Here is a 16329-nt window from a genome sequence, read left to right as displayed (position 1 = left end):
GGGGCAGGTCGCGCAGGCCGGTGTCGCGGGCGTTTCGGATGCGGTCCTCGCAGCGTGCCGGCGGCGGTGACGTAGTTCCAGGTCGGCGAGCTGGCCGCTTTGGGTGTTGCCCGTGTCAGCCGTGTGGGATTGACCGCGATGAGCCGTACGAACAGCAACAGCTCCAGAGCCGGCAGTACATAGCGCGGTGCGATCAACAGTCTTTGCAGCAAGCCCACGTAGACCGACGTGCCACGGGACCGGACTGGGATGCTGCTGCCCTCGGGAAGCCGCAGCGGGACAGTCGTCGAAGTGATCACCACCCTGGAGCCGTCTTTGTGTGCAGGGCGGGACACCCGCGCTCGCGCACGGGACACGGCCTCGGCTGGCCCCGGTCTCCTACCTCTGGCCCACCATCTTCGGAGACGAACGGTCCGACGTCGGCCGCCTCGCCCGTGCGTCTCAGTCTCGAGGATCCCGCGCCCGTCCTCGCGCCCTAGCCGACCGGCGGCGAGATCCAATGGCCGAAGGCCGACTGCACCTGTACTGGCACATCCACCTGCTCTCTGATGCCGCGCTGAGTACAGATCCCGTAGTACGAGGGAGGGCAGCCTCACGATTGAACGCCTCCCGGAGCTCCCCTCGGAGCGGGGTGTTGAAGGTGGCCGGCGGAGACGCCCGCCAGGGCGCGGGACAGGCTCGTACACAGCCGCCCAGGGGCGCGGTTGGCGCACCCCATGCCCAAGACCAGGCGGACGTGGCTGACCAGGCCCCGCACCGCGGGGCGCTCTCGCCTGGAATCTCCCCGAGTGCCGGACGGCCGAGTGAGGAGGATCCGCCCGTTCACCCGTTCACCCGTTCGACAGCACGCCGCGCCTGCGGGCCGGGGCACCCTTAGCATGCTTGCTGTGCGACCCATTCTTCCGAAGATCGAGGGCGGCCGGGTACAGGGCCTCCTGCAACTCATCGAGGACGGCATCCACCTCGTCGTCGCGACGCTCCTCGTACTGCTCGCGGGGCTCCTGACCGTCGGGGTTGTTCACGACATCATCAGGTCGATCCATGGGCCGTACCGCGAGGATACGGTCGTCCTCTCCGCCCTGGACAACGGCCTTGTGCTGTTCATCGTGGCCGAGCTGCTCCACACCGTCCGCCTCACCATCAGGAACCAGACTCTCGAAGCGGAGCCGTTTTTCGTTGTCGGCCTGATTGCCGGCATCCGCAAGGTGCTCATTGTGACGGCCGAGGCGGAGAAGTCCTTCCGGTGGAACATCGAGGGGATCGAACTGCTCATCCTGGCGGGGCTAATCCTCGTGATGGCGACAGCGGCGTACGTGTGGCGGCGCTCGACGCGGCCGGGAGACTACTTCCCGCTCCAGGAGGCGGAGCGCTCCCCGTCGCCGGCGCCGTCACCCACCCCGGTGCGCGGGTCCTGATCCGTCACCTTCCGCCTCCCCGCACTGCGTCCTCCACGTCGCACCCGTCCAGCGCGGTGGGCGTGCAGGTCCCCGGAGACTCTCCGAAGCTGGATCAGGCGGTTACCTCTCACCGAAATGGGACATCATGAGCATTGCCGTTGTGCCACTGCCCGGCATGGGTGGGTGCACCCGCCAAATGAACGAGTGAGTTTCACGTGACGCTCGGGCTTGCGCTCAAGAAACCTCACCCCAAGGTCCCACGGCGTCACGGCGAGGGCGGAAAGTCCCACCTGACCGTGATACAGGGGCTGGCCGCCCTGTCACTGGACGCCCTCAGCTCGGTCGCGTACGGCCCGGAGGCCATCGTCGTCGTGCTGGTGGCCGCCAGTTCGGGCGCGCTCACGGCGATGCTGCCGATCACCCTGGTCATCGCCGGGTTGCTGGCCGTCCTGGTCGTCGCCTACCGCCAGGTGATCGCCGTGCACCCGGCCGGCGGTGGAGCCTACGCGGTGGCGAAGAAGGATCTGGGCAGACCGGTCAGTCTGATGGCCGCGGCCAGCCTCATCATCGACTACGTCCTCACGGTCGCCGTCAGTCTCGCCGCCGGCGCCGCGAGCCTCGCATCGGCGTTTCCCGTCCTTTCCGATCACCTTCTGGCCGTATGCCTGATCGCGCTCTTCGTCCTCACCGTCGTCAATCTGCGCGGCATCGCGGACAGCGCGCGAGTGCTGATGCTGCCCACAGTGCTGTTCATCGTCAGCGTGATCGGTGTCATCGTCGTGGGGCTGTCTCGGGCCCATCCCGCAGCCACGGTTGGAACGTCCCAGTCCCTCCCCGCCGTCGAGACGCTGGGCGTGCTCCTGGTGCTCAAGGCGTTCTCCGCGGGATGCTCGGCACTGACCGGGGTGGAGGCCATCGCCAACGCCGTTCCGATGTTCCGCCAACCACGCGTCAAGCGGGCGCAACATACCGAGCTGATGCTGGGGTTGCTGCTGGGCGCCATGCTCATCGGGCTGTCCTTGCTGATCCGCCGCCATCACGTGGTGCCACGCGGCGGTGTGACGCTGCTGGCCCAGCTGACGGCCGGCGCCTTCGGGACGGGCTGGGCCTACTACGCCATCAGCCTCATCGTCACTCTCGTGCTGGGCATGGCCGCGAACACCAGCTTCGGCGGCCTTCCGGTCCTGATGAGCGTCCTCGCCAAGGACGACCGTCTCCCTCATCTGTTCGCACTCCGCTCGGAGCGGCCCGTCCACCGCTGGGGCGTCGTGGCCCTGGCGGTGCTGGCCGGCGTCATGCTGATCGTCGTCAGTGCCGACACCCAGCGCCTGATCCCGCTCTTTGCCATCGGCGTCTTCGTCGGCTTCACCATCAGCCAGATCGGCCTTGTCCGGCACTGGAGCACGCAACGCCCCGACGGCTGGTTGCCCCGGGCGTTGATCAACGGCGTCGGGGCTGTGCTGACCGCCGTCGCCGGAATCGTCCTGCTCGCCACCAAGTTCCTCGCCGGTGCCTGGATCGTCGTCCTCATCGTGCCGCTGCTGATGCAGCTGTTCTCCCGGATCGAGCGCTATTACACGCGCGTTCGCGACGAACTCAGATTGGACGGCACCCCGCCACGCCCCACACGAACCCACAGTCTGGTCATCGTTCCCCTGGGCAGGGTCGACATGGTCGCCGCCGCCGCCCTCAACGCCGCGTCCTCACTGGGCGATGAGGTCGTCGTGGTCGCCGTCTTCGACGACCGGAGGAAAGCAGACGCCATGCGCGCCGACTGGGCGCGATGGAACCCCGGCCCACGGCTCGACATCATCGACAGCCCTCAGCCCTCCCTGGTGCATCCAGTCATCGGCTACGTCGAGCAGGTCGCCCGCAACGGCAGGCAGGTCGCCGTACTCATTCCCCAGGTGGAACCCCTGCACCGCCGCTACCGGATTCTCCAGAACCAACGGGGCATTCTCATGGCCGGCCTGCTGAGTTCCCGCACCGACGTAGTCGTATGCCTGCTTAAACTCCAGTTGGACCTGTGACCCCGTCACTCACGTGACGGCGCCCCCAGTGGCACACCATCAAGTTCATCACGAAGGGCCATTGAATCCCCGAATTGCAACGCATGACGCCTCGTCGCCCCGCCGAACTTGAAGGTCGGGGCTGTAGCGGGGCCCCACGCTCCGTTGTAGTAAGCGGTGGGCGACAGCCGCCGGTCGGTGCCCGTGAGCAGAAGGTGCAGCTCTCCGCGAGTGCCGGAGCGGCGAGGTCTTGAAGGCCTGGTATGCATCAGGCTGGCGGCGGTCCGGCTGCTGTCTGTGTACCAGTTGGAGTGCATCGCGTTGTCGCCCCCGACGTGACGAGTACCCCTCGGTCAGCGGACATGCGGTAACCGACGCATAGTAGGGGGCGCTACGGTCCGTGGTCTGCTCCTTGACAGACCCGTCCGAACTCAGTGGTCCGCATCGAGGAACCGGTGACCGGCAGCAGCCCGTCGAGCTGCTCCTCCAAGTCGTGAGCTTCTCGTTCTGCTCGCTGCGGGCAGCGGCCCGCAGATGGGCTTTGGGTACATCTCCCCGCGTCGCGGACCGCACCGTACGTCCTGGCAGATCACGGCGGGCACCTAGGAGGAGATCCGGCCGTAGCTACACCGCGCCGGTGGCCGAGACCATGGACCGATAAGCCCGACCGTGCCCGGTGTACGGCGCTCACACGTCCCTGCGCCGCGCTCCGCCGCTCGCCAAGGCGGGCGGGGGCGGGGGGTTCTGACCCCTGAAGGGGTGACCTGCGTAATACGGGCAGGGCCGGCTACAGGAGCAGGTCGAAGATGGCGGTCGCGCCCTCCCAGTGCTTGGCCTGGGGGTTCTTGACGCCGGGATACATGATCTTGAAGGTTTCGGCGAGTGCCAGGCTCAGCCCGCCGATGATCTCCGGGTACCGGGCCTCGGTCTCCTCACTGGGTGCCCGGTCGAGCAGGGGGTGCGTGGCCAACTGCTCGAGGATCGGCTTGAGCTCGACCTCCTCGTCCAGCCGCCGGAACCGGTGAATGCTCTCCTGAAGCCCCTTGGTGATCGGTAGATCCCACAGTTCGACGATGTCCCGGTCGTTCGCCTTGGCCGCGGCCTGGGCGACGAGCAGGAGGTCGTAGAGCTTGCCGTCGACGAAGTCGCTGTACCGCTTCAGATCGTTTTTGTCCACGTCGAGACTTGCGGCGGCACGAAAGAACCTTTCGAACCTGGACACGCCAATCACGGTCATGGTTTTTCGCCTCCTCGCCCTCGGTAACGCCCCACACCGGCGACTGTCCGCGCACCAGTGCGCAATGCCCAGTTCTAGGATTCCAGATACCTCCGGGGCACGCCTGCACATGCCAGGCCGAAGTCGTGGCGCTTATTTCACCTGACAGCCCAAGCGATCGGAATGTTCCCGGCATTGGCCGTGAGAGACGCCTGCGGCGGCGTAGAATGGGCGCAAACAAGAGGACGCGAAGCGTTACCTCGCCATATGAGCCATGGACGCTCGGACCGGCGGATCATCCGCCGCGGATACAGGGGCACACAGTCAGACACCCGAGCGTTATCCCCTCCCCCCGGTGAGCGTCATTCCGGGAGCCTTCCCCGCTGACCCGTGGCACAACAACGCGTGGGAGGTGTGAACCTCGTGGTGGTGAAGTTGAACGCACGAGCCTTTGATCACGCGAAGAAGCTGGTCAAGGAACGGCAGGTGGTACTCGACGACCGGGACGAGTGGAGCGAACACCGCCCCTCGGCCGAGGAGGAGAACTTCTACCTGGAGCAGCACGGCTTCTCCGAATACCGGAAGTGGTACCTCGGCGAAGACGACGAACAGAACGATGAGAAGAAAGGCCGGTACAAGTTCCCCTATGGCGACTTCGAGAAAGTGCACCGCTGTGGAGTCCTCTCCGCGGAGTCACGCGCCGGGCAGTACAAGCACACCGACATAGAGGTTGCCGTGGCTCACGTGCACGGAATGCTGGAAGAACTTTCCTGAGCCAGCTCACGCCCCGCCTGCCTTCCCACACCGCCCTGTGCCAATGCACCCGCCCCGCGGTCGCACGGGCACCGGCGGCAGTTCGGGAGGAGCCAACCGCTCCCCGTCCTACTGTGCCTCGCCGAACCGGAAGCCGGGCATTGGGTGTCCCACAGTCCGATTCGCGCGACGCGCTCACCAGCCAGCGGGCCCGCGCCACCATCGCCCCCGACTTCTCAACGCCCGCGAGCCGTTGCCCCTCAACGACCTGCAGCAATGGCTCGGACACAAGCACCCTGCCGGCACCCGCTACTACACGGCGATCCTGCAACGCCCCCTCACCTTGTCCTACAAGGAGGCCGACTACTTCGCCCGCAACTTCCGCACCATCCAGGTCCTCATCGACCGCGAGTCCATCCTCACCGGAGCCACCCACCAGGCGCCGAACAGCCCGGGAAGTGCGGACCGTGCAGGTCATGGCCGGAGGCGCAGCGCGCAGTCGATTACCTATCTGACCAGTAGTTCCCTGTTGAACGAATCGCCATCATCGGCCATATCCCGCGCGACGGGGCGGCGGACTCTGCGCCGTTCGGGCGGGGCGAGTCCGTTCCGGGGTTTGTCGGCGGCATTGAGATTCCGGAGATATGGGACCGGCCGAAGAGCGAGCGCCCGCTGTCCTTGCAGAAGGACGGCGCGGACGGGGACGCGGCGCAGGGCACGGACGCGGACCGGGCGGAGCCGGCCGAACGGTCGCTGCCGGGGCTGGTGCGGCGGGCGCTCCGCCGGCGGCGCGGCGGCGCTGCCTGTGGCGGATGCGGCGGGTGCCCCGCTGAGGGGGCCGGGGCCGGGGTCGTGCCTCCCTGACCGGGGATGCCGCCGCAGGCACAATGGCAGGCATGGCTGCACACTCTCTGACGGTCGGCTTCGACCTCGACATGACACTGATCGACTCGCGCCCAGGCATCAAGGCCGCCTATCAGGAGCTGTCGGCCAGGACTGGCACCTTCATCGACGCCGACCTCGCGGCGAGCCGGCTGGGGCCCCCGCTGGAGCAGGAGATCCGCCACTGGTTCCCCGAGGAGCGGGTGGCGGAGACCGCCGCTCTCTTCCGCGAGCTGTATCCGGAGTACGCGGTCGCGGCGACGCCCGCCCTGCCCGGCGCCCGCGAGGCCCTCGATGCGATCCACGCGGCGGGCGGCCGGGCGATCGTGGTGACGGCGAAGTACGAGCCCAACGCCAAGCTGCACCTGAAACACCTCGGCCTCGACGTGGACGCCCTCTTCGGCTCCCTATGGGCGGAGGGTAAGGCCGAGGCACTGCGCAAGCACCATGCGCAGGTCTACGTCGGCGACCACATCGGTGACGTCGTCGGGGCGCACACCGCGGGCGCGCTGTCCGTCGCGGTCGCCACCGGCCCGTGCGATGCCACGGAGCTGCGCAACGCCGGTGCCGAGGTGGTGCTCGCGGACCTGACGGAGTTTCCGTCATGGCTGGAGCGCTATGTGGCGGAAGGGGCGGGCGGAGGCGACGGCGCCGCCACCTGACGGCGCTGAGCGGTGGCGGAACGGATCACTCCGCCGCGGCGATCAGAAAACCGAGGCCCATCAGCATGCACACCCAATAGAGGACGGACGGCAGCGGTTCGGTCCCGAGGAACAGCGGCGCCTCCGTGGCGAGAGTGGCCACTGCGCCAGCTAGCCTCGCACTTTCACGAGTGGGCTCGTCCATGCCTTGATCAAATAGGCGGAGAGTGCTCCTGACCTGCGGCGATGGGACTTGTCTAGGGTCCAGTCAGCCGCAGGAAAGTAGCACTCTCCAGGTGAGTACGCGTATCGGGTTGTACCCGGGTGTCCACGTCGAGGGCGGGCAGCGGGACGGTCTCTCATGCCGGAGCGGTGCTGCTGGTCGAGACGATCCGCAGGTGTGGTCTCGACACCGCGATGGCGGCGGCACTGGCGCCGTGGCGCAAGCCGCGTGTGGTGCACGATCCGGGCAAGGTCCTGCTGGATGTGGCACTCGCGGCGGCTCTGGGCGGGGACTGCCTCGCCGATGTCGCCATGCTGCGGGCCGATCCCGACGTGTTCGGCCCGGGTGGCATCCGACCCGAGGGTCTCCTGGCTCATCGACGCCCTTGCCGCAGCCGGACCGAAGGCGCTGACCGCCATCCGGTCGGCTCGGGCCGAAGTACGCTCGCGGGTCTGGGAACTGGCCGGGATGAGAAGTTCGGCCGCCGACGGCTCGGTGCCTGTGGACATCGACGACGTGCTCGTCCTTGCGCACTCCGAGAAGCAGGATGCCACCGCGACCTGGAAGAAGGCCTTCGGACATCACTCGCTCGTCGCGTTCGTCGACCACGGCCAGGCCGGTTCCGGAGAGCCGGTCGCCGCGCTGCTGTGGCCCGGCAACGCGGGCTCCAACACCGTGAGCGATCACATCGAAACCGCGCGACTCGCCCTGGCCCAACTCCCAAAGCACCTGCGGCGGGACCGGAAGACGCTGATCCGCGCCGACTCCGCCGGCGGCACCCATGCCTTCCTCGACTGGCTCTCCCGCCGGGGCCGATGGCTGTCGTACTCCGCCGGAATGACCATCACTGACGCCATCCACCAGGCCGTCCTGAAAATCCCGAAGAAGGCATGGACACCGCCTACGACGCCGGCGGCACCGAGCGGCCCGGCGCCTGGGTCGCAGAGATCACCGACATGCCCGGCCTCTCTTCCTGGCCGAAGGGCATGCGACTGATCGTCCGCAAGGAACGACCGTATCCCGGCGCCCAGTTGCGATTCACCGACCTCGACGGACTACGGCTCACCTGTTTCGCGACCAACACCCAAAGCAGCCAGCTCGCCGACCTGGAACTACGTCACCGCCGCCGGCACGCTGCGAGGACCGCATCCGAAACGCCCGCGACACCGGCCTGCGCGACCTGCCCCTGCACGACACCGCCCAGAACCGGATCTGGCTGGAGACCGTCTCCCTTGCACTCGACCTCCTCGCCTGGATGCCGATGCTCGCCATGACCGCAGAAACCCGCCGCTGGGAGCCCAAACGGCTTCGCCTGCGGCTGTTGTCAGCCGCCGCTCAGCTGGTCACCACCGGCCGCCGCCGCTGGCTCCGCTTCACCGCCCGATGGCCCTGGACCGATGTAATCACCTGCGCGATCGAACGACTCGCAGCCCTGCCGAACCCCGGCCGACCAGCAACTCCGACCGTCCCGACGGCCACAGCAACATCCCGGAGCCGTGAAACCCTGGTGCCCACCCCACGCGACAGCCGGGCCGCCAACCTGCCCCAGCCCACGCAATTCCGCACCTCGCAAGCACAGAGTCCCCGTCAGCAAACCGACGAGGACTCATGAACGATCGAGGCTAACGAATGGCTAGGCGGCCGGTTACCGGGCCAAGACGGTGGAAGCGCTGAGTACTTGGCCAGCGGGAGCCATTACCTCAGTGCTGTCCGGGGGCTATGCGGCGGGCACGTCTTCGACGGTGGGGTAGAGGTGCAGGACGGTGTCGGCGCCGATGACGTGGAATGGAGGCTGGACGCGACAAGCAGCCAGGCGTCAATCAGGCCGGGGAGGACACCCACGTCGTTCCCCGCACGATGGGGTGGCGGTGTTGAGGGCGTACGGGCGGCCTGGCTCCGAGCAGGTGAAGGCGTGGGCGTCGACGGTGCCGTTCGCAAGTCAATGGACTGAAAACGGCTGTACTCGTTTCTTGTACATCTTGCTAACTTCCGAGTCGTTGAGGTGTCGCGAAGTGCGAGGAAAGGGCTTTACATGACCTCTTCAGTTCAAGCGCCGAAGATTCCTCAGCTGTGGGTTCCGCTGCCCTCGGGGATCCATCCCGGTTGGCGCGCGCTCGACGAACGCTCGGCGGCCTGGCTCGACCGGTTCGGCCTCTATTCCGACCGGGCTTAACGTGAACGGCTGACGCGGATCCGCGTGGGGGAGTTGACCGGCCGCGGCGCCCCCGCCGGGCGCCTGGCGGGTTTGCAGTGGGCGTCGGACTTCCTGATGTGGCTTTTCGCGTTCGACGACGAGTTCTGTGATGAGGGGCCGGTCGCGGCATCGCCGGACGCCACTTTGCTCGTCATCACCAGGCTCCACCGTGTCGTCGACATCCCCTGGGCGGCTCCCGTCGACGACAGCTATGGTGCCGCGTTACGCGAGTTGTGCCTGCGGCTCGGTGAGCTGACCACGCCTGTGCAGGCCGCCCGCTGGGCCGCCAGTTTCCGTGCCTACCTCCAGGGCCAAGTCTGGATGGCCGCCAACAGTGCCCAGGGGCGGATTCCCAGCCTCTCCGACCACGTGGCGGTGCGGCTCGACTCCTCCGGCGTCAAGATCTTCTCGACGCTCAGCGAGATCGTCCACGGCTACGACCTACCCGCAGCCGACTACGAGCGCCATGACGTGCGGGCATTCGTCGAGGTCTTCGCGTCGATCATCGGCTGGTCCAACGACCTCGTTTCCTACCACAAGGAGCGCCAACGAAGCGCGGACGGCTACGGAAACCTCGTCGACCTGATCGCCTACGAGCGGAACTGTTCACTCGACGATGCCGTGAGCGAGACCGCCGTGATGCATACCCGTGCTATGGCTCTCTATCTCCGCCTCCGCGACCAGATCCTGTGCGACGCCGACCCTGAGCTCCGCCGGTGGATCACGGACTGCGACTCATGGATCCGCGCTGACTACGACTGGTCCCTCACCACCCATCGCTACGTCAACCCGGACAACCCCGCCGACCTTCCCACCGGCAGCGCCGCCTCACCCCTCGAGGAACGCGAAGCGGACCAGCCTCTGCCGATTCGCAGCATCACGTGGTGGTGGACGCTGTTGCAGGACTGAACTGTTTCCCCCTATCCGCCTTTGTGAACGGTATGAGGGTGTAAGGGGAGTCGGTAGGCTCATCGCCACGATGGGTTGCCTCTTCCGATGGGACGGCTGGGAGAACGGGATGGCCCGGGGCCCCCTCAGTTCAGGCGAGTGCGTCGCAAACGCATCTGGTCGTGCAGGTCGGTGGAGATATGGGCCACGGGACCGCCCCGTTCTTCCGTGACCATCTCCGGGGCGCAATCGTCCGGGGCCAGCGGCGTGTGGTGCTGAACCTGCAGTGTTGTTCTGCGATTCGTCCGGGCTGAGCGTGCTGCTGGGGGCCTCGCAGCAGGCGGTGGATTCTGGTGCCGTGCTGGTGCTGGCCTGTGCACCGCCCAAGCTGCAGCGGATGCTGAAAGTGACGGGGGATGGACACCGTTCTGGAGGTGTCGGCACCTGCCTAGGCTGAGAACGTCGAGAGCGGTGCTTGGCGCCGACGCCAGGCTCGACGACCTGATTCAGCCGGCATGCTGACCTCAGGCCGGACGGCTCCACCTGCCGTCTGGGCTGAGGGGTTTTTGCGTGACCTGCATTCAAACTTCGGCCCTGCTGTCCGGTGACCGCGGCGTCGTGACGCGCACCATGGGTGAGACGGGTGGTATCACCGGCGGAGCCGTGATTTCAGGAGCAGCGCGTGTAGACCTCGTCTGTCGAGTACGCGTCCTCAAGCTGGCCGAGGGGGGCGTCTACCGTTCGTCCCGCCGGGGTGGAGACCGAGGGGCGCTGCTGGTTCGAAACGAGCGGCCCAGGCAGTCGCACCTCGGCCGGTCCGGTCCGGGGAACACGGGCGGTATGGCGGCCTCGGGAGCCTTTACTGCTTGTGGCCGTTGCCGTGTCCGTTGGGATGCAGGACCACCTTGGTCCAGCCCTCATCGCGGGCGTCGAAGTGCTCGTAGGCGGTGGGCGCCTCGTCCAGGCCCAGTTCGTGGGAGACGACGAAGCTCGGCTTCGCCTTGCCGCCGGCGATCAGGTCGCGCAGCGCCCGGTTGTACCTCTTCACCGGTGCCTGCCCGGTGCCCATGTGCTGGCCCTTGAACCACATCATGCCGAAGTCGATCGGGACCTTGCCCTGCGCCTCCAGCTTCCCCTGGGCCTCGGCACCGCCGGGGTCCTCGGGCAGGAATACGCCCACCACGCCGAGGTCGCCCGTGAACCTGACCGAGTCGATCAGGCCGTTGAGCGTGAGGCTGGCGTCCTCGTGTCCCGCGGGGTCGTGTGCCTGGTAGCCGACGCATTCGCAGCCGTTGTCGGCGCCCAGGCCGAGGGTGGCTTCCTTGACGACTTCTGCCGGCTCCTGCTCGGCGGTGTTGATCGGGATGGCCCCGATCTCCTGCGCCTTGATCAGCCGGTCGGGCTGGTGGTCGGCCACCCAGACGCGGCCGGCGCCCTTGAGGAGGGCGGAGTAGGCCGCCATCAGCCCGACCGGACCGGCTCCGAACACGATCGTCTGGTCACCCGGTTTGACGTGGGCCATCTCGGTGGCGTGGTAGCCGGTGGGGAAGATGTCGGCGAGCATCACGTAGTCGGTCTGCCGCTCGGCGGCGTCCTCACCCAGGCGCAACGCGTTGAAGTCGCCGTAGGGTACGCGCAGCAGTTCCGCCTGGCCGCCCTGGTAGGGGCCCATCTCGGCGAATCCGTAGGCGGCTCCGGCGAGGGCCGGTTCCGGCTGCATGGTCAGGCAGTAGTTCGTCAGACCCCGCTCGCACTGCTTGCAGAAGCCGCAGGCGATGTTGAAGGGCAGGACCACGTACTCGCCGACCTGGACCTTGCTTACGGCCGAACCGACCTCGACGACCTGGCCCATGTTCTCGTGGCCCAGAGTGCGGCCGGACTCGAACGAGGTGCGGCCCTCGTACATGTGCAGGTCCGAACCGCAGATGTTGGTGGCGGTGATCTTGACGATGATGTCGCAGGGGTGCTCGATCTTCGCGTCCGGCACGTCCTTCACCGTGACCGTGCGCGGGCTCTCATATACCGCTGCTTTCATGATCGCTTCTTTCGGCGCCGCGGCATGACCGCAGCACGGCTGCGATGGAGGCGGAGCACGCAGCCCGACTCTCGCGCGATGGCACGACGGAGTCTGCGGCTTCGGCACACCTCTGCGGGCCGCACACCCGGTACGGGTGCACGATGGACTGCGGCCGGACCGCCAGAAACGCCCCGGGCGCGGCACAAAATGCCCATACCCGTAGGAAAACTCGCTAAACGACTGTGCGCAGGCCGAGCCGCTCAGCGGAATCCGTGGACCCGGAAACCACCAAGCGGCGACACCGGCTCAGGTCACCGGCTAGGCATCCTGGTCATCCTTCAGCATGCTGCGGCGTTCCTGCTCGCGCTTGGAGTAGGCGGCTGCCCGGATCGCCTCGTCGCTCTCCAACCCTGATCCCAGCGCACCGGCCACGGTGGCGACCGAAGCGACGAACCAGGACAACGTCCAGTACTCCGTGGCATGCAGCGGGGTTCGTGTCAGGGAGGCGAATACTTGTCCGTTGAGGATGAACAGCGCCCATACCAAGTTGATGACCAGCAAACCGACGTAGCAGACGAGCACCCCGATACCCACGGTCAGGACCGTTGAGGCGTTGTAGAGGGCCGTCCTCTTTTTCTCCTCCGGTGAGGCGTCTGTTGGCCGATGCCACAGGTTCGCGTCCACGATCAGCCAGCCGATCATGAGCGCGACGGACCCGAACATGGCGATCACGAGGCGTGGCGTGCTCAGGGACGCGGCCAGGCTCCAGACGGTGGAGTTCACGGTGGCGATGGCTCCGGTGGCGAGTGCGGCCGCCAGTGCCTTCGACAGGCCCGGTACCAACCGCCACGGCCGGTTGGCGCGGACCATACCGACCAGTAGTCGCAGGTAGCCGCGCGGTCCGCTGACGACGTACCGACGATCAGCGGTTTCCTCCTCACCGACCTGGCCCGGGTGAATGGAGGTGAGACGGCTGGCAAAGGGCCCTTGCAGGGGCTTACTTCGCGGACGCCCCTCAGCCTCCTCGCCTCCAGTGGCTTGTGGATCCGCCAACAAACTGAGCACGGCTTCTTCCACGGCTCGCCTGGCCCTCCTCTGCAGCCGCAATCCGCCCAGGGAAGGGAGTGACAGCAGCGCTGAGCCGTCTTCGTGACTCAGATTCACCGCGAGTTTGCGCCCGTGCGCATGCAGCGGAAGGTCGGTGAGGGCCACGACGACGTCCCAATTCTCCGAACTTCTGCGGTCGGCGATCCGCTGCATCAAAGTGGGCAGGTCCTCGGTCTCCGCGGTGAAAGGCTCGCTGACCACCTGCACATCGAACCGTCGCCCCTGAGCCGCCTTCTTAACGAGCCGATCAGGGAGGGTCCGGGCCACGCGGTGGGCGATCTCTGTGGGAGCGTCCGGATCCGCCAGGAGAGCCACGACCGTAACGCCCTGAGACGACACCCTCACGACTGGGCCCTTCCTGTTGGCCGCCCGGCGATGAGCCGGTGATCCCAGGATGCCCCCGAGGCAACGTCGGCGCCCCTTGACGGGGTGGCCCCACCGGCAGGTAGACAGGCACGGATTTCCGCCTCTCAGCGCAGAACCTGCATTCACCACGCAGTCGCGATCGGGCATACCTGTGGTGGTGCGGGCCGGGGCCGTGCTGGAGTGGATGTCCCGCCCGTAAGGACGCGACCGATCCGCACCCGCGGACGTCAAGCAACGACACCCAGTCCATCAATCCCATGATGCAAACGAGACGGTCTAACTGGGCGGCTCCTGGCCGGCGGTCATTGTCGTGAGGCTGACCGTCTCGGCCGAGGAAGCCCGCAGGCGGGCGGCGGCCCTCGAGAACTGGCTTCTCGACCAGATCATTCAACCCAATGACCAGCCTGACCAGCTTTGGCGGCCAAGTCGGTACGTCCCCGGCCCCGTTGCCGCAGGAGCCGTTCGCGGACTCCGCCACAACACAGGCCTTATTGGCGACGGCGTGGACATGCTCGATCACCGCCAGGTCCACGACCCCAGCGGCAACTACACCTCACGGGCCCGCCCACACTGCACCGGTCGCGTCGAGAGGCTCAAGGGTGCGGACGGCGAGGGAGTAGACCATCCACAGGGCCAGCAGCGGAAGGGAACGTCACGAGTCGCCCCGCCGCCAGGTGCGCTGGAAGGTGGCCCCGCCCGCGGAGTAAGCGCCGAGGGCGGCGGATGCGGCGTACGCAGGGGAGCCGAGCCATAGCGCCGGTCCGATGACGATCGCCACACCGACGGCCGTGCGCAGCGCGAGCAGGGGCTCCAGCCGCGTCTCCTCGATTTTGAGCCCGGAGCGGAGGGCTTCTCTGAAGGCCCGCGGCCACGTCACGGGCGTGAGCCTAGCTGGAACGCCATGCCGGGTCGCGTCGGCCTGGTGTTGATTCGGCCGTCATGCGGGAGGGCCTCCCACATGGTCCGGAAGCTGGATGACGGCCGCAGTTCCTGGGATAGGGGGTTGCCGCTGCGGACACCCTGGCCGAAGGTCCGGCAAGTGCCGAGGAGCCGATGGGCTGCTGAACAGCCGGTCTGCGCTCCGTCAGCCCGGTCATCGACCGCACCATCACGTTCGTCTCATCGCGGCCGCCAAGGAGACGGGCGGGATGAGCCGTACTCCATCGCCATCGGCTCCTGTGCATCTTCTTATGGCTAGCCATCGTGCTCGCCCTGAAGCATGTGGCGACGTTCCTGTTCGCGCTTGGAGTAGGCGGCTGCTCGGATTGCTTCGTCGCTCTCCAAGCCTGATCCCAGCGCGCCGCCCACTGTGGCGGTCGAAGCCACGAACCATGACAACGTCCAGTAGTCCGTGGCGTTCAACGGGGTTCGTGTCATGGAAGCGAACACTTGGTCGTTGAGGATGAACAGCGCCCACGCAAAGTTGATGGCCACCAAGCCCACGTAGCAGACGAGTACCCCGATACCCACGGTCAGGACTGTCGAGACGTTGTAGAGTCTCGCCCTCTGCCTCGCCTGCGGCGAGCCCTGTGCCGAGTGATGCCAAAGCTGCGCGTCCACGATCAGCCAGCCGATCATGAGCCCGACAGAACCGACCGTGGCGATGACGAGGCGCGGCGCGCTCAGAGAGTCGGCCAGGCTCCAGACGGTGGAGTTCACGGTGGCGACGGCTCCCGTGGCGAGTGCGGCCGCCAGGGCTTTCGAGAGGCCCGGCACCAACCGCCACGGCCGGTTGGCGCGGACCATACCAAAGAGAACCCGTAGATAGCCGCGCGGCCCGCTGATGGCGTACCGGAGATCAGCGCTCTCCTCCTCGCCGACCGGGCTCGGATGAACGGGTGTGAGGCCGTCGACGGACTCCGGAAGCATCTGCCTTCGTGGAGGCCTCCCAGGGTCGGTTGGCTGCGGGCCCGCCAAGCCAAGCACGGCTTCCTCCACGGCAAGGCGGGCCCTCGTCTGCAGCCGGAAGCCCCCCAACGAAGGTAGAGACAACAAGGCCAAGCCGTGTTCGTGGCTCATATTCGCGACGAGCCTGCGGCCGTGCGAGTGCAGCGGGAGGTCGGTGAGGGCGACGACGATGTCCCAATTCTCCGCACTGCCACGGTCTATGATCCGGCGCATCAAGGTGGGCGGGTCCTCGGCCCCTGAAGTGAAGGGCTCACTGACTACCTCGACGTCGAACCGTCGCCCCTGGCCAGACTTGTCGGCGAGCCGAGCAGGAAGGGTCCGGCTCATGCGCATCGCAATCTCGGTCGGTGCGTCCGGATCCGCCAGGAGAGCCACGACCGTAACGCTCTGGGAAGACGCTTGCATGCCCGGCCCTTTTCGTCGGCTGTCCCGCGATTGCAATTGATCACAGGATGCCCCCAGGCAAAGTCGACGCTGCGATGACACGCTGTCCCCGGGTACCGAGTGGCGTGTTCGCCACGGCGGCGTTCGGCCCCGTACCCGCGCTCCCTTGCCGGTCGCCTTTGTCTCGGCACACCACGCCGGCCGGCTGATCATCGGCCTTGAACCGCTGCATCGTTCGCTCGATGCAGCCGGATGCGCTGTCCGTCGGTGACGCCCGGCGGGACGTCGACCTCGTAGCGCCGCGGCTGACCGGTGGGTCCGGCGAGTGTGACGGTACGGCGGCC

The 16329-nt window shown here is 67.2% G+C and carries 10 protein-coding genes and 4 pseudogenes; 7 read left to right on the top strand and 7 right to left on the bottom strand.

Translation table 11 applies throughout. From position 1 onward, the window contains the following. A pseudogene (locus ACFWFI_RS29270) lies at positions 1-302 on the bottom strand (hypothetical protein); the annotation flags it as partial. A gap of 576 nt (positions 303-878) precedes the next feature. On the opposite strand from ACFWFI_RS29270, the gene ACFWFI_RS29265 reads away from it, so the two are divergent. Then, complete coding sequence (locus ACFWFI_RS29265) at positions 879-1415, top strand: phosphate-starvation-inducible PsiE family protein (protein WP_387395807.1); 537 nt, start codon at positions 879-881, stop codon at positions 1413-1415. A 197-nt stretch (positions 1416-1612) separates the two neighbouring features. Further along, entirely contained in the window at positions 1613-3427 is a 1815-nt protein-coding gene (locus ACFWFI_RS29260; protein WP_387395804.1) for an APC family permease, read from the top strand. Between the two features lie 766 nt (positions 3428-4193). Here the strand turns inward: ACFWFI_RS29260 and ACFWFI_RS29255 are convergent. After that, positions 4194-4643 (bottom strand): DUF1931 family protein, encoded by a 450-nt coding sequence (locus ACFWFI_RS29255; protein WP_387395801.1) that lies wholly within the window; start codon positions 4641-4643, stop codon positions 4194-4196. Between the two features lie 393 nt (positions 4644-5036). Here ACFWFI_RS29255 and ACFWFI_RS29250 point away from each other — a divergent pair, with 393 nt between their 5' ends. The 5 genes and pseudogenes from ACFWFI_RS29250 to ACFWFI_RS29230 all read left to right on the top strand — a co-directional run bounded on the left by ACFWFI_RS29250 (position 5037) and on the right by ACFWFI_RS29230 (position 10660). After that, a complete protein-coding gene (locus ACFWFI_RS29250; RefSeq protein ID WP_387395799.1) occupies positions 5037-5396 on the top strand; it encodes a hypothetical protein in 360 nt (119 codons plus the stop codon). Between the two features lie 875 nt (positions 5397-6271). Next, the gene (locus ACFWFI_RS29245) at positions 6272-6919 is read left to right on the top strand and encodes an HAD family hydrolase (RefSeq protein ID WP_387395798.1); all 648 of its coding nucleotides are present in this window, start codon (positions 6272-6274) and stop codon (positions 6917-6919) included. A 275-nt stretch (positions 6920-7194) separates the two neighbouring features. Then, positions 7195-8568 (top strand): annotated as a pseudogene (locus ACFWFI_RS29240) (IS1380 family transposase); the annotation flags it as partial. Positions 8569-9318: 750 nt separating this feature from the next. Further along, on the top strand, positions 9319-10224 hold the full coding sequence (locus tag ACFWFI_RS29235; protein WP_387395795.1) for a terpene synthase family protein: 906 nt from the start codon (positions 9319-9321) through the stop codon (positions 10222-10224). 265 nt (positions 10225-10489) lie between these two features. Then, positions 10490-10660 carry an STAS domain-containing protein gene (locus ACFWFI_RS29230; protein ID WP_387395793.1) on the top strand — a complete coding sequence of 57 codons (171 nt, stop codon included), beginning with the start codon at positions 10490-10492 and terminating at the stop codon, positions 10658-10660. Positions 10661-11062: 402 nt separating this feature from the next. Here ACFWFI_RS29230 and ACFWFI_RS29225 read toward each other — a convergent pair whose 3' ends face one another. The 5 genes and pseudogenes from ACFWFI_RS29225 to ACFWFI_RS29205 form a co-directional block, all read right to left on the bottom strand. Next, complete coding sequence (locus tag ACFWFI_RS29225) at positions 11063-12238, bottom strand: glutathione-independent formaldehyde dehydrogenase (RefSeq protein WP_387395790.1); 1176 nt, start codon at positions 12236-12238, stop codon at positions 11063-11065. Between the two features lie 300 nt (positions 12239-12538). Then, positions 12539-13642, bottom strand: coding sequence for a hypothetical protein (locus ACFWFI_RS29220; RefSeq protein WP_387395787.1), 1104 nt, complete (start codon positions 13640-13642; stop codon positions 12539-12541). Positions 13643-14360: 718 nt separating this feature from the next. Further along, positions 14361-14570: pseudogene (locus ACFWFI_RS29215) on the bottom strand (hypothetical protein); the annotation flags it as partial. 317 nt (positions 14571-14887) lie between these two features. Beyond that, positions 14888-16006 carry a hypothetical protein gene (locus ACFWFI_RS29210; RefSeq protein WP_387395785.1) on the bottom strand — a complete coding sequence of 373 codons (1119 nt, stop codon included), beginning with the start codon at positions 16004-16006 and terminating at the stop codon, positions 14888-14890. Positions 16007-16230: 224 nt separating this feature from the next. Continuing rightward, positions 16231-16329: pseudogene (locus ACFWFI_RS29205) on the bottom strand (J domain-containing protein); the annotation flags it as partial.

Origin of the sequence: Streptomyces sp. NPDC060209, assembly GCF_042728155.1 — a bacterium.
Lineage (GTDB): Bacteria > Actinomycetota > Actinomycetes > Streptomycetales > Streptomycetaceae > Streptomyces.
The sequence above is the reverse complement of the archived record's forward strand: the minus strand, read 5'-3'. Positions and strand labels throughout refer to the sequence as shown.

Excerpts from the sequence above, each read along its gene's own strand:
- ACFWFI_RS29255 (WP_387395801.1), bottom strand. The coding sequence starts at position 4,643 with ATGACCGTGATTGGCGTGTCCAGGTTCGAAAGGTTCTTTCGTGCCGCC.
- ACFWFI_RS29265 (WP_387395807.1), top strand. The coding sequence starts at position 879 with ATGCTTGCTGTGCGACCCATTCTTCCGAAGATCGAGGGCGGCCGGGTA.
- ACFWFI_RS29210 (WP_387395785.1), bottom strand. The coding sequence starts at position 16,006 with ATGCAAGCGTCTTCCCAGAGCGTTACGGTCGTGGCTCTCCTGGCGGAT.
- ACFWFI_RS29225 (WP_387395790.1), bottom strand. The coding sequence starts at position 12,238 with ATGAAAGCAGCGGTATATGAGAGCCCGCGCACGGTCACGGTGAAGGAC.
- ACFWFI_RS29245 (WP_387395798.1), top strand. The coding sequence starts at position 6,272 with ATGGCTGCACACTCTCTGACGGTCGGCTTCGACCTCGACATGACACTG.